General features: G+C 65.9%; 16 protein-coding genes. 8 read left to right on the top strand and 8 right to left on the bottom strand.

The features are described from left to right. Positions 1–6: 6 nt before the first annotated feature. The 5 genes from ACSYS9_RS15705 to ACSYS9_RS15685 all read right to left on the bottom strand — a co-directional run bounded on the left by ACSYS9_RS15705 (position 7) and on the right by ACSYS9_RS15685 (position 3,704). Entirely contained in the window at positions 7–399 is a 393-nt protein-coding gene (locus ACSYS9_RS15705) for a DUF3037 domain-containing protein (protein WP_049400180.1), read from the bottom strand. Beyond that, on the bottom strand, positions 377–1,153 hold the full coding sequence (locus ACSYS9_RS15700) for a HipA family kinase (RefSeq protein ID WP_071227479.1): 777 nt from the start codon (positions 1,151–1,153) through the stop codon (positions 377–379). Before ACSYS9_RS15700 ends, ACSYS9_RS15705 begins: the two co-directional genes overlap by 23 nt. Before the next feature lie 70 nt (positions 1,154–1,223). Then, on the bottom strand, positions 1,224–2,645 hold the full coding sequence (locus tag ACSYS9_RS15695) for an XVIPCD domain-containing protein (RefSeq protein WP_440568163.1): 1,422 nt from the start codon (positions 2,643–2,645) through the stop codon (positions 1,224–1,226). Between the two features lie 12 nt (positions 2,646–2,657). Further along, positions 2,658–3,164, bottom strand: coding sequence for a hypothetical protein (locus tag ACSYS9_RS15690; protein ID WP_256200881.1), 507 nt, complete (start codon positions 3,162–3,164; stop codon positions 2,658–2,660). A gap of 324 nt (positions 3,165–3,488) precedes the next feature. Beyond that, positions 3,489–3,704 (bottom strand): hypothetical protein, encoded by a 216-nt coding sequence (locus tag ACSYS9_RS15685; RefSeq protein WP_071227482.1) that lies wholly within the window; start codon positions 3,702–3,704, stop codon positions 3,489–3,491. Between the two features lie 30 nt (positions 3,705–3,734). Here ACSYS9_RS15685 and ACSYS9_RS15680 point away from each other — a divergent pair, with 30 nt between their 5' ends. The 3 genes from ACSYS9_RS15680 to ACSYS9_RS15670 all read left to right on the top strand — a co-directional run bounded on the left by ACSYS9_RS15680 (position 3,735) and on the right by ACSYS9_RS15670 (position 7,213). Further along, positions 3,735–4,064, top strand: coding sequence for a hypothetical protein (locus tag ACSYS9_RS15680; RefSeq protein ID WP_006376346.1), 330 nt, complete (start codon positions 3,735–3,737; stop codon positions 4,062–4,064). Between the two features lie 166 nt (positions 4,065–4,230). Beyond that, entirely contained in the window at positions 4,231–6,693 is a 2,463-nt protein-coding gene (locus ACSYS9_RS15675) for a S9 family peptidase (protein WP_071227483.1), read from the top strand. 199 nt (positions 6,694–6,892) lie between these two features. Next, positions 6,893–7,213, top strand: a complete 321-nt coding sequence (locus ACSYS9_RS15670; RefSeq protein ID WP_071227484.1) for a hypothetical protein — start codon at positions 6,893–6,895, stop codon at positions 7,211–7,213. A gap of 10 nt (positions 7,214–7,223) precedes the next feature. Here ACSYS9_RS15670 and ACSYS9_RS15665 read toward each other — a convergent pair whose 3' ends face one another. Then, entirely contained in the window at positions 7,224–8,207 is a 984-nt protein-coding gene (locus tag ACSYS9_RS15665) for a hypothetical protein (protein ID WP_049400168.1), read from the bottom strand. Between the two features lie 138 nt (positions 8,208–8,345). On the opposite strand from ACSYS9_RS15665, the gene ACSYS9_RS15660 reads away from it, so the two are divergent. Next, a complete protein-coding gene (locus ACSYS9_RS15660) occupies positions 8,346–9,311 on the top strand; it encodes a DUF2268 domain-containing putative Zn-dependent protease (protein ID WP_032127700.1) in 966 nt (321 codons plus the stop codon). 49 nt (positions 9,312–9,360) lie between these two features. Continuing rightward, positions 9,361–10,149, top strand: coding sequence for an SGNH/GDSL hydrolase family protein (locus tag ACSYS9_RS15655; protein ID WP_071227486.1), 789 nt, complete (start codon positions 9,361–9,363; stop codon positions 10,147–10,149). Here ACSYS9_RS15655 and ACSYS9_RS15650 read toward each other — a convergent pair. Then, positions 10,124–11,008, bottom strand: a complete 885-nt coding sequence (locus ACSYS9_RS15650) for a LysR family transcriptional regulator (protein ID WP_071227487.1) — start codon at positions 11,006–11,008, stop codon at positions 10,124–10,126. The genes ACSYS9_RS15655 and ACSYS9_RS15650 overlap by 26 nt on opposite strands. Before the next feature lie 105 nt (positions 11,009–11,113). Between ACSYS9_RS15650 and ACSYS9_RS15645 the strand changes: the two genes are divergently transcribed. After that, positions 11,114–12,247, top strand: coding sequence for an agmatine deiminase family protein (locus tag ACSYS9_RS15645; RefSeq protein WP_071227488.1), 1,134 nt, complete (start codon positions 11,114–11,116; stop codon positions 12,245–12,247). A gap of 6 nt (positions 12,248–12,253) precedes the next feature. Here the strand turns inward: ACSYS9_RS15645 and ACSYS9_RS15640 are convergent, their stop codons facing one another. Then, positions 12,254–12,799, bottom strand: coding sequence for a thioesterase family protein (locus ACSYS9_RS15640; RefSeq protein WP_032127705.1), 546 nt, complete (start codon positions 12,797–12,799; stop codon positions 12,254–12,256). Between the two features lie 69 nt (positions 12,800–12,868). Here ACSYS9_RS15640 and ACSYS9_RS15635 point away from each other — a divergent pair, with 69 nt between their 5' ends. Continuing rightward, positions 12,869–13,444: a TetR/AcrR family transcriptional regulator gene (locus ACSYS9_RS15635; protein WP_049422101.1), complete on the top strand. Its 576-nt coding sequence runs from the start codon at positions 12,869–12,871 to the stop codon at positions 13,442–13,444. 52 nt (positions 13,445–13,496) lie between these two features. After that, complete coding sequence (locus ACSYS9_RS15630; protein ID WP_032127707.1) at positions 13,497–13,880, top strand: nuclear transport factor 2 family protein; 384 nt, start codon at positions 13,497–13,499, stop codon at positions 13,878–13,880. The last annotated feature ends 63 nt before the right edge of the window (positions 13,881–13,943 follow it).

Below are 13,943 nucleotides of genomic sequence, written 5' to 3'. Positions count from 1 at the left end.
GGCGCGTCAGCGCGGCACCCGCACCATCTTCGTCATCAAGTGTTCCACCACACCCGCCGGGTCTGCCGTGCGGCCCACATGCGTGCTCGACATCTGCACGACCGAGCTGCGCTTGGCGGTGAGGAAATGGAAGCGCGCGCGCGCCGGCAGCTGCGCGATCGGCCCGGCGCTGGCATCGCCGCGGCAGATCGCCACGATCGCATCCAGCCATGGCTGCAGCGCCTCCTGGTCCAGCGCTGGCGCGAAGGCGTGCAGGCGTGCCGGATCGATCTCGATGGCCGCTTCCAGATGACGCGCACCGGGACAGGAGACGATCACCCCGACGTTGATGAATTCCTCGCGCTCCACCCGCGGTACCACGCGGATGACCGCATAGTCATACGTGTGCAGCGTGGGCACGGATGGCCTCCTGCACGAACACTGCACGCACTTTCAGGCGGTGCTTGAGATAGTTGATATAGCCTTGGCGATAGGCCTGTGGGCTGTCGAACGCGGGCTCATTCACCAGCCAGCTGTCCGGCACCAGGCCGACGATGCGCTCGATCTCGGCATCGGTCAGGTGCGCGGCCAGCTCGGCATCCACTTCGGCGATGCGGCTGGCGAACGACAGCAGCACATGGTCGCGGATCAGCACGAACGGCTTCTCGCAGGCATCGCCGGCGTTGGCCCAGTCGTGATGGAAGTACATGGCCGCACCGTGGTCGATCAGGTATAGCTTGCGGTGCCACACCATCAGGTTGGGGTTGCGCGTGGTGCGATCGACATTGCTGGTGAACGCATCGAACCAGACGATGCGCGATGCCAGGTCGGCATCCACCGGCATCGCCGCCGGGTCGTAGTTGATCGCACCGGGCAGGTAGTCCAGGCCCAGGTTCAAACCTTCACTGGCGCGTATCAGTTCCTGGATCTCCGGGTCGGGCTCGGTGCGGGCGAACTCGCGGTCCAGCTCCACGAACAGGATCTCCGGAATCGGCAGGCCCAGCGTGCGCGCCATTTCGCCGGCGATCAGCTCCGCGATCAAGGCCTTCGGGCCCTGGCCGGCGCCTCGGAACTTCAGTACGGCCATGCCGTCGTCGTCGGTCTCAACCACGGCCGGCAGGGAGCCACCTTCCCGCAAGGGGGTGATGTAGCGGAGGGCATGTACGGTGCGCATGCGCGCATTCTAGCGTGGGTGCCGCCAAGGGAGCGCCGGGCGCGTCCCGGCGGCTCCATGTCGTTCCCCGTCAGTGCGTCAGCGCACCGCGCTGCTGTTCCTGCACGCGGACCTGTTCCTGCGTGGCCTGATCGGCCTGCCGCTGGTTGACCACGGCAAGCGTATCCAGGCTGTCCTGCACCGGGCGCTGGGCGGCCTCGGCAGTGGGTGATGAGGCGCGCAGCGAGGCCGGATCATCCAGCGGCCCCTTCACCACAAAGATGTTCTGCGCCGCGCCCGCACCCTCGGTCTGGCGGCTGAGCACCACATGGTCGACCCGGTCCAGCCCGTTTTCGCGGGCCAGCACCAGCAGGCTGGCACTCAGGCGCTCGCTGGACGCATCGAAACTGCGTCCGTTGGCAGCATCCAGCTCAGCTACCTTGCCGCGGATCTGCTCATGCAGCGAACGGTCACGGCCTTCCGCAAGCAGCGTCGGTAAGCCATCGCCCTCCACCGCATGCTGTGTGGTGATCGGCACATGCGTATGCGTGCCCTCAGTGTGGTCGAAGTAATGCAGCGTCGACGGCGAGGTACTGGTATCGAAGTAGGGCTGGCGCGGGGGCGAGCCCTCGCCGAGGTTGAGCCCGTTCTGCTCCAGTAGGCGCTCATCCAGGCCCAGCTTCTTCATGTTCACTTCCATCCGGCTGACGCCATCGGGCGCTGGATTCGCGGCCTCGTATTCGCTGGCCAGTCCGATCGCCAGGGCGCCGTAGAAATTCTGGTAGTCCGAATTCCCATGATGGCCCAGGCCGGTGCTGACGCCCTGATCGTAATAGTGCCTGGCCATTCCCTCGATGTTGGCTGCGGTGGGGGAGATGGTCAGGTCCGCATTGAGGGTCAGCTCCGGGTGCGGGGCATAGGTGATCGGCGGGCCGGGTCGCGACTGGATGACATCTGTCGAGCGGGCGCTGGCTTCATACAGGTCGCGCAGGGTAGCGTCCGGGTTGTTGGCACGTACCTGGCTGACCAGCGCATTCCAGCCTGCGATGTTCGAAGAAGCCTCATCGCGGCGGTTGGCCGCGAGCAGGGTGCCGATGGCCTCGGTGTAATCATGGCTCGTTGTACGGCCCGCGACCTGCTCCACGTCGGCTTCGAACTGCACGTAGGCGCGCTCGACATCAGCATCGTTGAAGCCGTGCTGGATCTCGTGACCGAGCACAAAGGTGACCTCGGCCGCGTCGAACCGGTCCGGCGCCGCCGGGGTCGACAAGCTGCTGGCGGGCAGGTTGATGGATTTCGTGCCGGTCTCGTAGGTGCCACCCGCGTTGCTTGTGGCGGGCAACAGTTCGAAGCGTTCCAGATAGCCTGCCGCGATGGCGGCGTCCACCTGCTTTGCCAGCACGGGCGAGCCCGCGATGACGCTGCGCAGATTGTCGACCTGGTCGCTGGTGACGTCGGTCTTGCCAGCGAATTCGCCCAGCAGGCGTTCCGTTTCTGCGGAAAGGATCGTCATTGATGGCTCCCCTTACTGCACGGTGACAAGACGCACGCAGGCATGCGTGGCGTCGCCGAGGGCGTGGGGGTTCTCGGGCATCGTGTCGACCTTGATGCTCAGCTGCGGTCGATCGAAGCGGTCGTAGATCACCCGGCCGTGTTCGCCGCGCACCGTCTCGCGCTTGAAGCCGGCGGCACCCAGTGCGGAAGCGAAGTGGTTGAAGTCGACCTGGCAGATCGCCGCAGCCGAGGCCTTGCGATCGCTGCTGGTGTCCATGAAGTTCAGGTCCAGCCGCGCGTCGGCAGTGCCGGCCCGCTGCACTTCCAGTCCATAGCCCCATTCCGGTGTCAGCGTGCCGCCATAGCCGAAGTGGCCGGGGCCGAAGACCTGCGCCGGCGCCTGCATTGCCGCGGACAGGCGCTCGGCGGTGAGCTCGCGGGTGGAGGTCGTGACCTTGATCAGGTCCAGCAGGCGCAGCAGCAACTGCTCGGCATTGAGCGGTGAGGGCGAAGTGGTCTCGGATACGGCGGGGGCCATGGTGTCGGTTCCTTGAGAAGTCGGCGTGCGGTCGGCGGCATGTGCGCAGGCGCAGAGCGTGGTCGCTGAAAGTGCGAGCGTCCACGGTCGTATGAATGCGTACCGGGGCATGTGCGTTCCTTGCAGATTGAAGGCTGACCCTAGGGCCAGCCGGATGAAGCAGAGGTTAAGCGTAATCGAGGCACCCGAATGCGTTACAAAAGGTGAACGGGTGCGCATTCTTCACTTGACCATTCCGCGCGCGATGTCAGCATCGGGTCCATGGATCATCAACTTCGCGTGTGACCTTCAACAGGAGGCCGTCATGCAACAACTGCGCAGCTGTCACGCTTTACCCTGCATGCAATGCAACGCGTGGTGTTGACCCTGGTCTGATACGGCCACTTTGCCGGCACGGATGGCCGCCACCCACAGCATCTGCCACTGTTCACCCGATGCGGTCCCGGCATGCTCTTGCCGGCCCTGCAATAGACATACGCCCGCCAGATTGTCCTCTGCGTTGCCCGATGGCCTTCGCAGCGCGGAGGCTGGCTTGTCCATGATGATCCTGCAGGCTTTGGAGGTGCACCGATGAGCGACCAATACGAACGAATGCTGCCGGCCCTGGACGATGCCAAGGTCGAGGAAATGATCGGAAAACTGGTGCTGGTCGGGGTGACCCGCTACGGCGGCGACGGTCAGGTGCAGGGACTGGAGCAGTATGCGGGAACGGTGCTGCGCATCAGTGCCGATGAAGGCGTAGTGCTGGCCGACGAGAATGATGGCCACGAGCGTTACCTGCCGCCGATGCTTGACCAGTACCTGCCGGCCCAGCCGGGAGAGTACCGGATGAGCAACAGCGGCATGATCGTGGTCGACCCGGACTATCTCACCGCCTGGGACCTGCACGCCCAGCAGTAGTGGCAGGCCATGCCAAGCAGGTGCCGGCAGCTCCCCGGCACTCCCGGAGATGCACTTTGCCCCATCCGGCCACTAGCCCTTCCGGCCCATTCACGACAACTCCTGCGGTGCTAGATTCGGGGCCATGCCCGATTCCGGGTACCCATTCACACCCCAGGGGATAAGGATGCTGATCCGTCGAACCTCTCTGGCAGCGGCCGTTGCCGTTGCCACCGTCGGCCTGCTGGCCGCTGGCCCGGCGCTTGCCGATTACGCGAAGCCGCCGGAACACCTGCTCAAGGTGCTGAAGGCACCGCCGCCGCCAGCACCGAACGTGGCCCCGGGCGGCCAGCGCCTGCTGCTGACTACCGCGCAGACCTATCCGTCGATCAGCCGCGTCGCCCAGCCGTACCTGAAGCTGGCCGGCGTTCGGCTGGAGCCGAAGAACCGCAGTCGGCATGACACCCCCGGCGGCTACGGTATTCCGGCCTGCGTGGCCGACTTCACCCTGGTCGATATCGGCAGCAGCAAGGAGACCAAGGTCAACCTGCCGCAGGGCTGCGCCACCGGCGCGCTGTGGTCGGCCGATGGCAGCCACTTCGCCTTCCAGAATGCGGTCGATACCAGCGTGCAGCTGTGGGTGGGCGATGCGGCCACCGGCCAGGTGAAGCAGGTGCCGAACGTGCAGCTGAATCCGATCTTCGGCTACACCGTGCAGTGGCTGGGCGGCAGCCAGAACCTGCTGGTGAAACTGGTGCCGGCCAATCAGGGTCCGGCGCCGTCCAACGGTGGCGTGCCGACCGGTCCGGATGCGCAGGAATCGCTGGGCAGCAGTGGCGAGAGCAGCACCTACGAAGCCCGCGACACGCTGACCAGCGTGCATGATGAAAAGCTGTTCGCCTACTACGGCGCTTCGCAGCTGGCCGTGGTCGATACCGCCGCGGGCAGCGTGCGCCCGGTGGGGCAGCCTGCGCTGTTCAACGAGGTCAGCGCCGCGCCCGACGGCGTGCACGTGCTGACCGAATCGATCAAGGCGCCGTACTCACATGCGGTGACCTACCAGCGCTTCGCCAACGACGTGGCCGTACTGGACGTGAGCAATGGCCGCAGCACGCCGATCGCCAGCCTGCCGCTGGCGGATCGCGTGCCGGTGCACGGCGTACCGGAAGGCCCGCGCGGTTTCGACTGGCGAGCCACCGATCCGGCGACCCTGGTCTATGCCGAAGCGCTGGACAAAGGCGACTGGAAGGTCAGCGTGCCGCACCGTGACCGCGTGCTGATGCTGAAGGCCCCGTTCAACGGCAAGCCGACCGAAATCACCCGTACCGCGCAACGTTTTGAAGGGTTTGCGTGGACCGCCGATCCGGCCGTAGCCTTCCAGTACGAGAACGACGAGAACCGCCACTGGATGCAGACCCGCATCGTGGATGTGGACCAGCCGAAGAAGGACGGTCGCCTGCTGTGGGACATGTCCAGCGATGAGCTGTACGGCAACCCCGGCAACCTGGTGTTTACCCGCCTGCCGAATGGCGCGCAGGTCGTGCGCCGTGAGGGCAACCACGTGTTCCTCAGCGGCCGTGGTGCCTCGCCGCAGGGCGACCGCCCGTTCCTGGATCGCCTGGACCTGGGCACGCTGAAGAGCGAGCGTCTGTTCCGCAGCAGTGCCGATGCCTACGAACAGTTCCTCGGTTTCAGCAACACGCCGGGCCGCTACCTGACCTGGCACCAGTCAGTGATCGATCCGCCGAACGCCTTCATCCGTCAGCAGGGTGAGTCAGTGGCCGATGCGAAGGCCGGCGAGGCGCAGTTCACGTCGACCACGACCGCGCTGACCAAACTGGTCGACCCGACCCCGGAAGTGCGCCAGATCAAGAAGCAGCTGGTGACCTACAAGCGTGCCGACGGCGTGGACCTGTCGTTCACCCTGTACACGCCGCCGGGCTACAAGGAGGGCCAGCGCGTGCCGGCGATCCTGTACGCCTACCCGGCCGACTTCGCCAATGCCGCGCAGGCCGGCCAGGTGTCCGGTTCGCAGCAGACCTTCACCCGCCTGCAGCCGTACCGCCTGATGCTGCTGGCCGGTTACGCGATCATCGACAACGCCTCGTTCCCGATCGTGGGTGACCCGAAGAACGCCTACGACACCTACCTGGAGCAGCTGGAAGCCGACGCCAAGGCGGCCGTGGACAAGGCCGTGGACATGGGCGTGGTCGACCGCAACCGCATCGGCGTGACCGGTCACAGCCACGGCGGCCTGATGACCGCCAACCTGATCGCGCACACCAACCTGTTCAAGGCCGGCGTGGCGACCAGCGGTTCGTACAACAAGACCTTCACCCCGTTCGGCTTCCAGAACGAGCGTCGCTCGGTGTGGCAGGCGCAGGACGTGTACCTGAAGGCCTCGCCGTTCTTCTACGCCGACAAGATCAAGCTGCCGCTGCTGCTGGTCCATGGTGAGGACGACGCCAACCCGGGCACCGAGCCGTTCCAGTCACGCAAGCTGTACCAGGCCATTCGTGGCAACGGCGGCACCACCCGCCTGGTGATGCTGCCGAACGAACCGCACTGGTACACCGCGCTGGAGTCCAACGAGCAGCTGGTGTCGGAGATGCTTAACTGGTTCGACACCTACGTGAAGAACGCAAAGTAAGGGCACAGGAAGGCCGCCTCAGGGCGGCCTTCCTGCATCCTGTAGAGCCGAGCCCGTGCTCGGTTGCTTGTTCGCCTGTAAACAGATTGAAGTGCTCTGCAATCAACTGTGGAGACTCGGTAACGACGTGTTACCGGCACATTCGCAGGCCATGAAAATGGTCTAGTCTGATCGTGTAAGTCCGCCCCGGGTCGATGCAATGAAAGCCATCCTTCTTGCTGCAGCGTTGTCGTTGGTCCTGGTCTCAACTGCAAGTGCTCAGCCACTGCCTGCCGAGCTGGCGCAGCTGGGGATCATCGCCGGCATGCCTTACGCCAAGGCCAAGCGCCTGCTGGACGCCGCCGGCTGGCAGGCGAAGCCGGCGCAGGGCGCACCGGAGTCACTGGAAGGCTTTCCCGAAGTCGGATGCCAGAAAGGCGGAAAGCAGTGCGCAACGACGTTTGAAAAGGGCGAACAGCAGGTCGCGGTGCGGCTGGGCACTACCCTGGCAGGGCAGCCGTTCGTGCAGAGCGCTGACTGAGCACCCGCCCTCACGCCAGCGGTAGGCGGTCCTGCGCGTGGGAAAACCCGTCATGCAGGTCGCGCACGTGCTCGGCCTTGGCATGCACCCGGGTGGTATCACCGAAACTGCGTAGATAAGCGCAGGCTGCGAAGCCGGCGCTCTTCTTTTCGTACTCGGCAATCCAGGCCAATCGATCCGGATTGTTGGCCTGTTCGGATGACCACGCGGCCACTGGCGGCCGGATGCGGTACTTCAGGCCGACGCGCCACGGCTTCGGTGTCAGTCGCGCACGGAAGCAATGCTGCAGCCGGCACATGCGCGCGTACAGGGTATCGGTGCCCAGTGCCTTGAAGAATGCCTGCAGCTGCTCGTCCTCCGGGGAGAACGTGGCATGCATCGCCAGTACGCGCAGTCCCGCAGGCGTCCGGTAGGCGCGCAGATGCCAGTGGGGGTGTTGTTCGCTGAAGGCTTCCACGCGTCGCAGCGCCAACCCCTCGGCGCCCCCGGCGGCGGCCAGCCGCTGCCTGCGGCGCATCAGCAATGCCGCATTGACCAGAACCACCGCCGCCACGCCCAGCACCAGTCCCACCAGCCAATGCCACAGCAGTGTGCCGGTGACGGCGCCGGCAAGCAGCACGACCGCCGCAACGATGGCCGGCATCACGCAGCCGGCTGGCGGCTGCGCATGGTCGATGTCGGCGAACAGTACGTCCGGGCTGTTGAGGCACAGTGCGCCATAGCTGTTGCGGGTGATGACGACGTCGCCGTCGCGCTGCACGATCTGCTCGCGGATCGGCACGCCTTCCACGCCGTAGTTGCTGCGCACTTCGCGACGCGGCAGCACCTGTCCGGCGAGGATGGCATTGAGGGCTTCATTGGCGCGGCGGTCCGCGTGCACCTGCGCCTCGGCAGGGCCTTCGTCGGACCAGCCGAAGCGGCGCACCACCACCGGCCGGCCACGGAAACGGGCCTGCAGGCGGGCTTCGGCCCAGTAGGCGGGAACGATCATCATCGCGGGGTGCTCTATCTTCCGTGGCAGGTGCCAACGCGAGTCTGGCACAGCGCCGGGGTGCCCGCATCTGCTTGCTGCGGCGGCCGGGCCGGAGTGATAGATTGCGCGCTTCGCATGCACCCCACCAAGGACGGAGCGATGTCCATGATCCTGCGCGGCCTGTTGGCCCTGGCCTGTGCCGGGGTGGTTGGCATGGCCACGGCGGCGGCACCGGCCGGGCCGCAGATTGTCACTGACGATGTCAGCCGCTTCTACGCGCTGTACGACAACGCAGGTGGCAAACCCAGCGTTGCGCAGTTGCGTGGCTACATGGCCGAGGGTTCGGCGGGCCTGGCCGAGCTGGCCAAGGCGCGCCGGGTCACCCCCGAGCGCATTGCCGAGTCCATCGCCAGCCAGCCGGAGCTGTATGTGCAGGGGCGAAGCTGCCTGGCCGAACTGCCGGCGGTGAAACAACGTCTGACGCAGGTGTTTTCCAACCTGCAGGCCATCTATCCGCAGGCTGCGTTTCCGCCGGTGACCATCGCCGTCGGCCGTGGTCGTCCGGTAGGGTTGACCTCGAAAAGCGGCGTGATCATCGGCCTGGAAGCGCTGTGCGCAGCCGATTTCATGAATCCCAATGTGCAGGACCGCTTCGTGCATGTGATCGCGCACGAGTACGTGCACATCCAGCAGACCGGCCTGACCGACTTCGAGCCGGGCGACCCGCATGCGACGGTGCTGCGTGTTTCGTTGGGCGAGGGCATTGCTGAGTTCATCGCCGAACTGATTTCCGGCAACGTCGGCAACGGGCGCCATGCGGCCTGGACCCGTGGTCGGGAAGTGCATATCGAAAGCGCATTCGCGCTGGATCTGGACAGCACCGATCTGTCGCCGTGGCTGTACAACTACAAGCCCGGTTCGCAGGAGCCCTATGACCTCGGGTACTGGGTGGGATACCGCATCGCCAAGGCCTATTACCTGCAGGCCAAGAACAAGCGTGACGCGGTGCGTGCGCTGATCCAGCAGGACAACCCGAAGGCGATCCTGGCCGCCAGCGGCTGGACGCCGGGTATGTGGATGCCGGCGAAAGTCACGGGTGTGGCGGCGCGTACGGCTGCACGCTGAGCACAGGGTGGGGCGTTAGACTGCTGAAGATGATTTCAGGAGTACCCGCATGCGTGGACCTGTTGAGCTTGCCACTGCCACTGTCGTGACGTTGGGCCTCGCGTTGGCTTCTCCGCTGGGCGCCGCTGAGGCCGTCGCAGTCAACCCGCTGCTGCAGACGCCCATCGACCAGCTACGCCCCGACGAAGTGCGCTTCATGCAGCAGCGCCTGGCCGATTGGCCGGAGCTGCAACGCTATCGTGATGCCAATGCGCGCCTACCTGATGCGGTGCCCGGCCAGCCGCGCGTGGTGTTCTTCGGTGACTCCATCACCGAGGGCTGGGGCAGGGAGGGCAGTGCCGGTTTCTTCCCCGGCAAGGGCTGGCTCAACCGCGGCATCAGCGGCCAGACCACGGCGCAGATGCTGGTGCGTTTCCCGCAGGACGTGCTGGCACTGAAGCCACAGGTGGTGGTGATCCTGGCCGGCACCAATGACATCGCCGGCAACACCGGCCCGTCCACGCAGGCGATGATCGAAGACAACCTGCACGCGATGGTGGAGCTCGCCCGTGCACATGGCATTCGTGTGGTGCTGGCATCGGTGCTGCCGGTCAGCGATTACCCGTGGCTGCCGGGCACAGCACCTGCGCCCAAGGTGCGTGCATTGAACACGGCATTGAAGCGCTATGCCGATGCACAGCAGCTGGTCTATCTGGACTACTACACGCCGATGGCCAATGCGATCGGCGGACTGGACCCGCAGTTGGCGGAGGACGGCGTGCATCCTACGGCGAAGGGCTATGCGGTGATGGCGCCGTTGGCCGAGGCGGCGGTCAAGCGCGCGCTGCAGCAGAAGTAGCTTCTGCGGGCAGACTCGCCAGCAACCACTCACAGAAACTGATCACCAGCGGATCGGCCGCGCTGTCCTCATGCACCAGCCAGCTCCAGCGCGGGCCGCGCACGCGTGCATCATCCAGGGCTTGCAGCAGGCCTTGTTCGCAGGCACGCGCGCTCAGCAGCTCGCTGACCAGTGCGATACCCAGCCCTTGGCACGCGGCATCCAGCAACTGCCCGGGCTCGGAGAAATTCATTCCCTCGCGGCGCTGGCCGACATCGGCGCCACCCTGCACCTGCCATTGGCTCCAGTCCATCTCGCGCTCGCCATGCAGGGTGAGGCGTTCGTGCGCCGGTGTGGCGAGCAGGGCCGGATGGCAGGCCGGATAGAGGCGGTCCTGCAGCAGCACGCGATGCTGGCACTGCGCCTGTGAGTCGAGGTCATCACGCACCGCCACGTCCAGCGTCTGCGTGGTCATGTCCGGCGCTTCCTCGCTGGTCAGCAGCCACAGATCGGCGTCGGGATGCAGCCGGTGAAAGCTGGCCAGGCGTGGCACCAGCCAATGCCGAGCAAAGGCCGGGCTGGCGTTGACGATCAGTTGATTGGGCTTGCGGTACTGATCGAGCCGGCGGATGCCGCTGGCCAGCTGCCGCAGCAGCGCCTGCGTTGTTTCCAGCAGGTCGATGCCGGCATCGGTGAGGGTGACGCTGCGGCCCTGCCGGAAGAACAACGGCTGCTGCAGCGACGCTTCCAGGCCCCGGATCTGCTGGCTGATGGCCGACTGGGTCAGGTGCAGTTCCTCCGCCGCACGGTGGAAACTGCCCAGCCGGGCCGCAGCCTCGAAACCCCGTAGCGCGTTCAGTGGTGGCCAGTGCTTGAGCATTTCAGATAAGTAAAACTGTTCAATTGATGGCTGAATCTATCGTTTGTTCTTATGTGTCGGCAAGCGCAGCATAGCGCCCATCCCACACCGGCCATGGAGCCTGTCATGAGCAACCGTCGTCACTTCCTCACCCAGCTGGCGGGCGCCGCCGGCCTTGGCGGCCTGGCTGCTCTGGGCCTGGCCGGGCTGCCGGGTCGCGTGGCTGCAGCAGGGCCAGGTGCGGGGACTTGGCGCATGCCGGACGAGCACGGCCCACAGGAACGCGTGTTCCTTGCCTTCGCCGCGCAGCCGCGGGTGTGGGGCGCGCAAGCCGATGCGGTGAACACCGCCGTGGCGCGGTTGGCCCGTACCATCGCGCGCCACCAGCCGGTCAGCGTGCTGTGCCGCCCGGCGCAGTTGAAGCAGGCGCAGGATCGCTGTGGCCGCGACAACATCGAGTTCCTCGAGGTGCCGCTGGATGACATCTGGGTGCGCGACTATGGTGGGTGCTTCGTCACCGATGGCCAGGGCGGGCTGGGCCTGGTCGACTTCAACTTCAATGGCTGGGGCGGCAAGCAGAGCGCGCGCAACGATGGCGCGGTGGCGCCGTGGCTGGCGCAGGTGACTGGCGCGACGCTGCTGGAAAGCGATCTGGTGGGCGAGGGCGGTGGCATCGAAGTCGATGGCCATGGCACGGCCATCCTCACCGAAAGCTGCTGGGTCAACCGCAACCGCAATCCGGACTGGTCGCGCGCGGATATCGAGGCCGAGCTGAAGCATCACCTGGGCCTGCGCAAGGTGATCTGGCTGCCCGGCATCGCCGGCAAGGACATCACCGATGCGCACGTGGACTTCTATGCGCGCTTCGTACGCCCGGGCGTGGTGATCGCCAATCTGGACAACGATCCGGAGTCCTACGATTACGACCTGACCCGCGAGCATCTGCGGATCCTGCGCGGGGCCACCGATGCCGATGGCCGTCGCCTGCAGGTGCATACGCTGCCGCCGCCGCTGGACGGACGCGACAACGTGCATACGCGCGACAACGACGATCTGGCGATGGGCTACATCAACTACCTGCCGATCAACGGCGCGGTGGTCGCGCCGCAGTTCGGTGACGACGCAGCCGATGGCTACTGCCGTGAACTACTGGAAGACATGTATCCCGGTCGTGTGATCGAACAGGTGGACATCGATGCGATCGCCGGTGGCGGTGGCGGCATCCATTGCGTGACCAAGAACATGCCGAAGGTAGGCTGAGGTGCCTCAGGCGTCGTCCTGCTTCAACGCCGCATCGGCCGCCAGCAGCGCCTCGGCGGCTGCACTGAGCGGCGGCGACGGCGGGGCGACCACGCCGATCGCTTCCATCATCTTCGGCATGCCCAGGAACTGCCGCGCGCGGCGGTCGTAGATGCCGGTGACCAGCAGCGCACGGGTGGCGATCTTCTGCTCGGTACCGATCAGCACGCGCTGCTCCATGATGCCGCGCGAACCGACCCAGCCGACCAGCCGCGTTTCCAGGGTGAAGCGCTGGAATGGCTTGAGTTCGCGGCGGAACTGGATGGTGCCGGCGCCGACGATCGGTGCCCACTTCTCGCGCAGCGCCACCCGGCCCAGGCCCATGCGCAGGATCAGGTCCAGCCGGCCCAGGTCGAAGATGTTCCAGTAGCGGCCGTTGGTCATGTGCAGGTTGCTGTCCAGGTCATTGGGCAGTACCCGGAACTGCAGCCGCGAGACCCCGAACGGGGCCTCCAGCTTGGGCCGGAACAGGCTGCACAGCAGCAGATGGAGCAGGCGGAACCAGAGATTCATGGTTATGACGACTGTTATAGAATCGCCGGTACGCTAATCTATGACGACTGTCCTGGCAAGGAGCCTGCCGTGAGCCCACGTCCCTCTGATGCGCCACAACGCGTGATTGATGCTGCGGCACAGATGCTGGCGCGCGTGGGTCTCAATGCCACCAGCATCCGTGAGGTGACCAAGCTGGCCGAGGCACCGCTGGGCTCCACCTATCACCACTTTCCGGGCGGCAAGCAGGAGCTGTTGGCGCGTGCCACCCACATGGCCGGCGACAAGGTCGAAGCGTTGCTGGTGGAGCTGCTGAAGGGTGGGGCGGTGCAGGGCCTGCAGCAGTTCCTGACGATGTGGCGCGAGCGCCTGCTGCGCACCGATTTCCGCGCCGGCTGCCCGGTGTTGGCCGCTGCGGTGGAGGAGCCGGTTGACGCGGTGCACAGCCAGCCGCGCGCGGCAGCTGCAGAGGTATTCGCGCGCTGGCAGGGCCATCTGGCCGCAGCGTTCGTCGCCGACGGACACGATCCGGCCGCCGCAGGTGGGCTGGCCAGTCTGGTGATTGCCAGCGTGGAAGGTGCGGTGGCGATGTGCCGCGCACTGCAGGACATCGCCCCGTTCGACCAGGTGGCCGCGCAGTTGTTGAAAGCCGCCGCGCGACCTTGATCCGGCGGCACGGTCGCGGGAGACTCGGCGCAGGCCCTGACTGGACGCCGCCATGGACGAATCGCACTGCCGCCACCTGATCGAGCACTACCTGCAGGCCTACAACCGCTTCGACATCGACGCCATGCTGGCGGTGCTGGCGCATAACGTGCGATTCGAGAACCACAGCGGCAGCCAGCTGACGATGGTCACCGAAGGCATCGATGCCTTCGGCGAACTGGCACGGCAATCGGCGCCGTTGTTCCGCGAGCGCGAGCAGCGGTTGCTCGAGTTGACCTTCGAGGATGGCATGGCGCTGGCCAGCATCGGCTGGCGTGGCGTGTTCGCGCAGGACATTCCCGATGGTCCCAGTGCGGGCACGGAACTGGCCCTGCAGGGACGCAGCGAGTTCGCTTTTGAGGACGGTCGCATCGTGCGGATCATCGACCGCAGCTGAGGATCGATGGCACAGGTCCGCCGTCTGGACAGCGGACCTGCCCGCGGTAAAATCCGCCCACCA

Source organism: Stenotrophomonas sp. STK17_22, from assembly GCF_051983905.1.
In the GTDB taxonomy this organism is placed as follows: Bacteria; Pseudomonadota; Gammaproteobacteria; order Xanthomonadales; family Xanthomonadaceae; genus Stenotrophomonas; species Stenotrophomonas maltophilia_A.
The sequence above is the reverse complement of the archived record's forward strand: the minus strand, read 5'-3'. Positions and strand labels throughout refer to the sequence as shown.

Coding starts and splice junctions, on each gene's coding strand:
- ACSYS9_RS15700 (WP_071227479.1), bottom strand. CDS start 1,153: ATGCGCACCGTACATGCCCTCCGCTACATCACCCCCTTGCGGGAAGGT.
- ACSYS9_RS15695 (WP_440568163.1), bottom strand. CDS start 2,645: ATGACGATCCTTTCCGCAGAAACGGAACGCCTGCTGGGCGAATTCGCT.
- ACSYS9_RS15690 (WP_256200881.1), bottom strand. CDS start 3,164: ATGGCCCCCGCCGTATCCGAGACCACTTCGCCCTCACCGCTCAATGCC.
- ACSYS9_RS15685 (WP_071227482.1), bottom strand. CDS start 3,704: ATGGACAAGCCAGCCTCCGCGCTGCGAAGGCCATCGGGCAACGCAGAG.
- ACSYS9_RS15680 (WP_006376346.1), top strand. CDS start 3,735: ATGAGCGACCAATACGAACGAATGCTGCCGGCCCTGGACGATGCCAAG.
- ACSYS9_RS15675 (WP_071227483.1), top strand. CDS start 4,231: ATGCTGATCCGTCGAACCTCTCTGGCAGCGGCCGTTGCCGTTGCCACC.
- ACSYS9_RS15670 (WP_071227484.1), top strand. CDS start 6,893: ATGAAAGCCATCCTTCTTGCTGCAGCGTTGTCGTTGGTCCTGGTCTCA.
- ACSYS9_RS15665 (WP_049400168.1), bottom strand. CDS start 8,207: ATGATGATCGTTCCCGCCTACTGGGCCGAAGCCCGCCTGCAGGCCCGT.
- ACSYS9_RS15660 (WP_032127700.1), top strand. CDS start 8,346: ATGTCCATGATCCTGCGCGGCCTGTTGGCCCTGGCCTGTGCCGGGGTG.
- ACSYS9_RS15655 (WP_071227486.1), top strand. CDS start 9,361: ATGCGTGGACCTGTTGAGCTTGCCACTGCCACTGTCGTGACGTTGGGC.
- ACSYS9_RS15650 (WP_071227487.1), bottom strand. CDS start 11,008: ATGCTCAAGCACTGGCCACCACTGAACGCGCTACGGGGTTTCGAGGCT.
- ACSYS9_RS15645 (WP_071227488.1), top strand. CDS start 11,114: ATGAGCAACCGTCGTCACTTCCTCACCCAGCTGGCGGGCGCCGCCGGC.
- ACSYS9_RS15640 (WP_032127705.1), bottom strand. CDS start 12,799: ATGAATCTCTGGTTCCGCCTGCTCCATCTGCTGCTGTGCAGCCTGTTC.
- ACSYS9_RS15630 (WP_032127707.1), top strand. CDS start 13,497: ATGGACGAATCGCACTGCCGCCACCTGATCGAGCACTACCTGCAGGCC.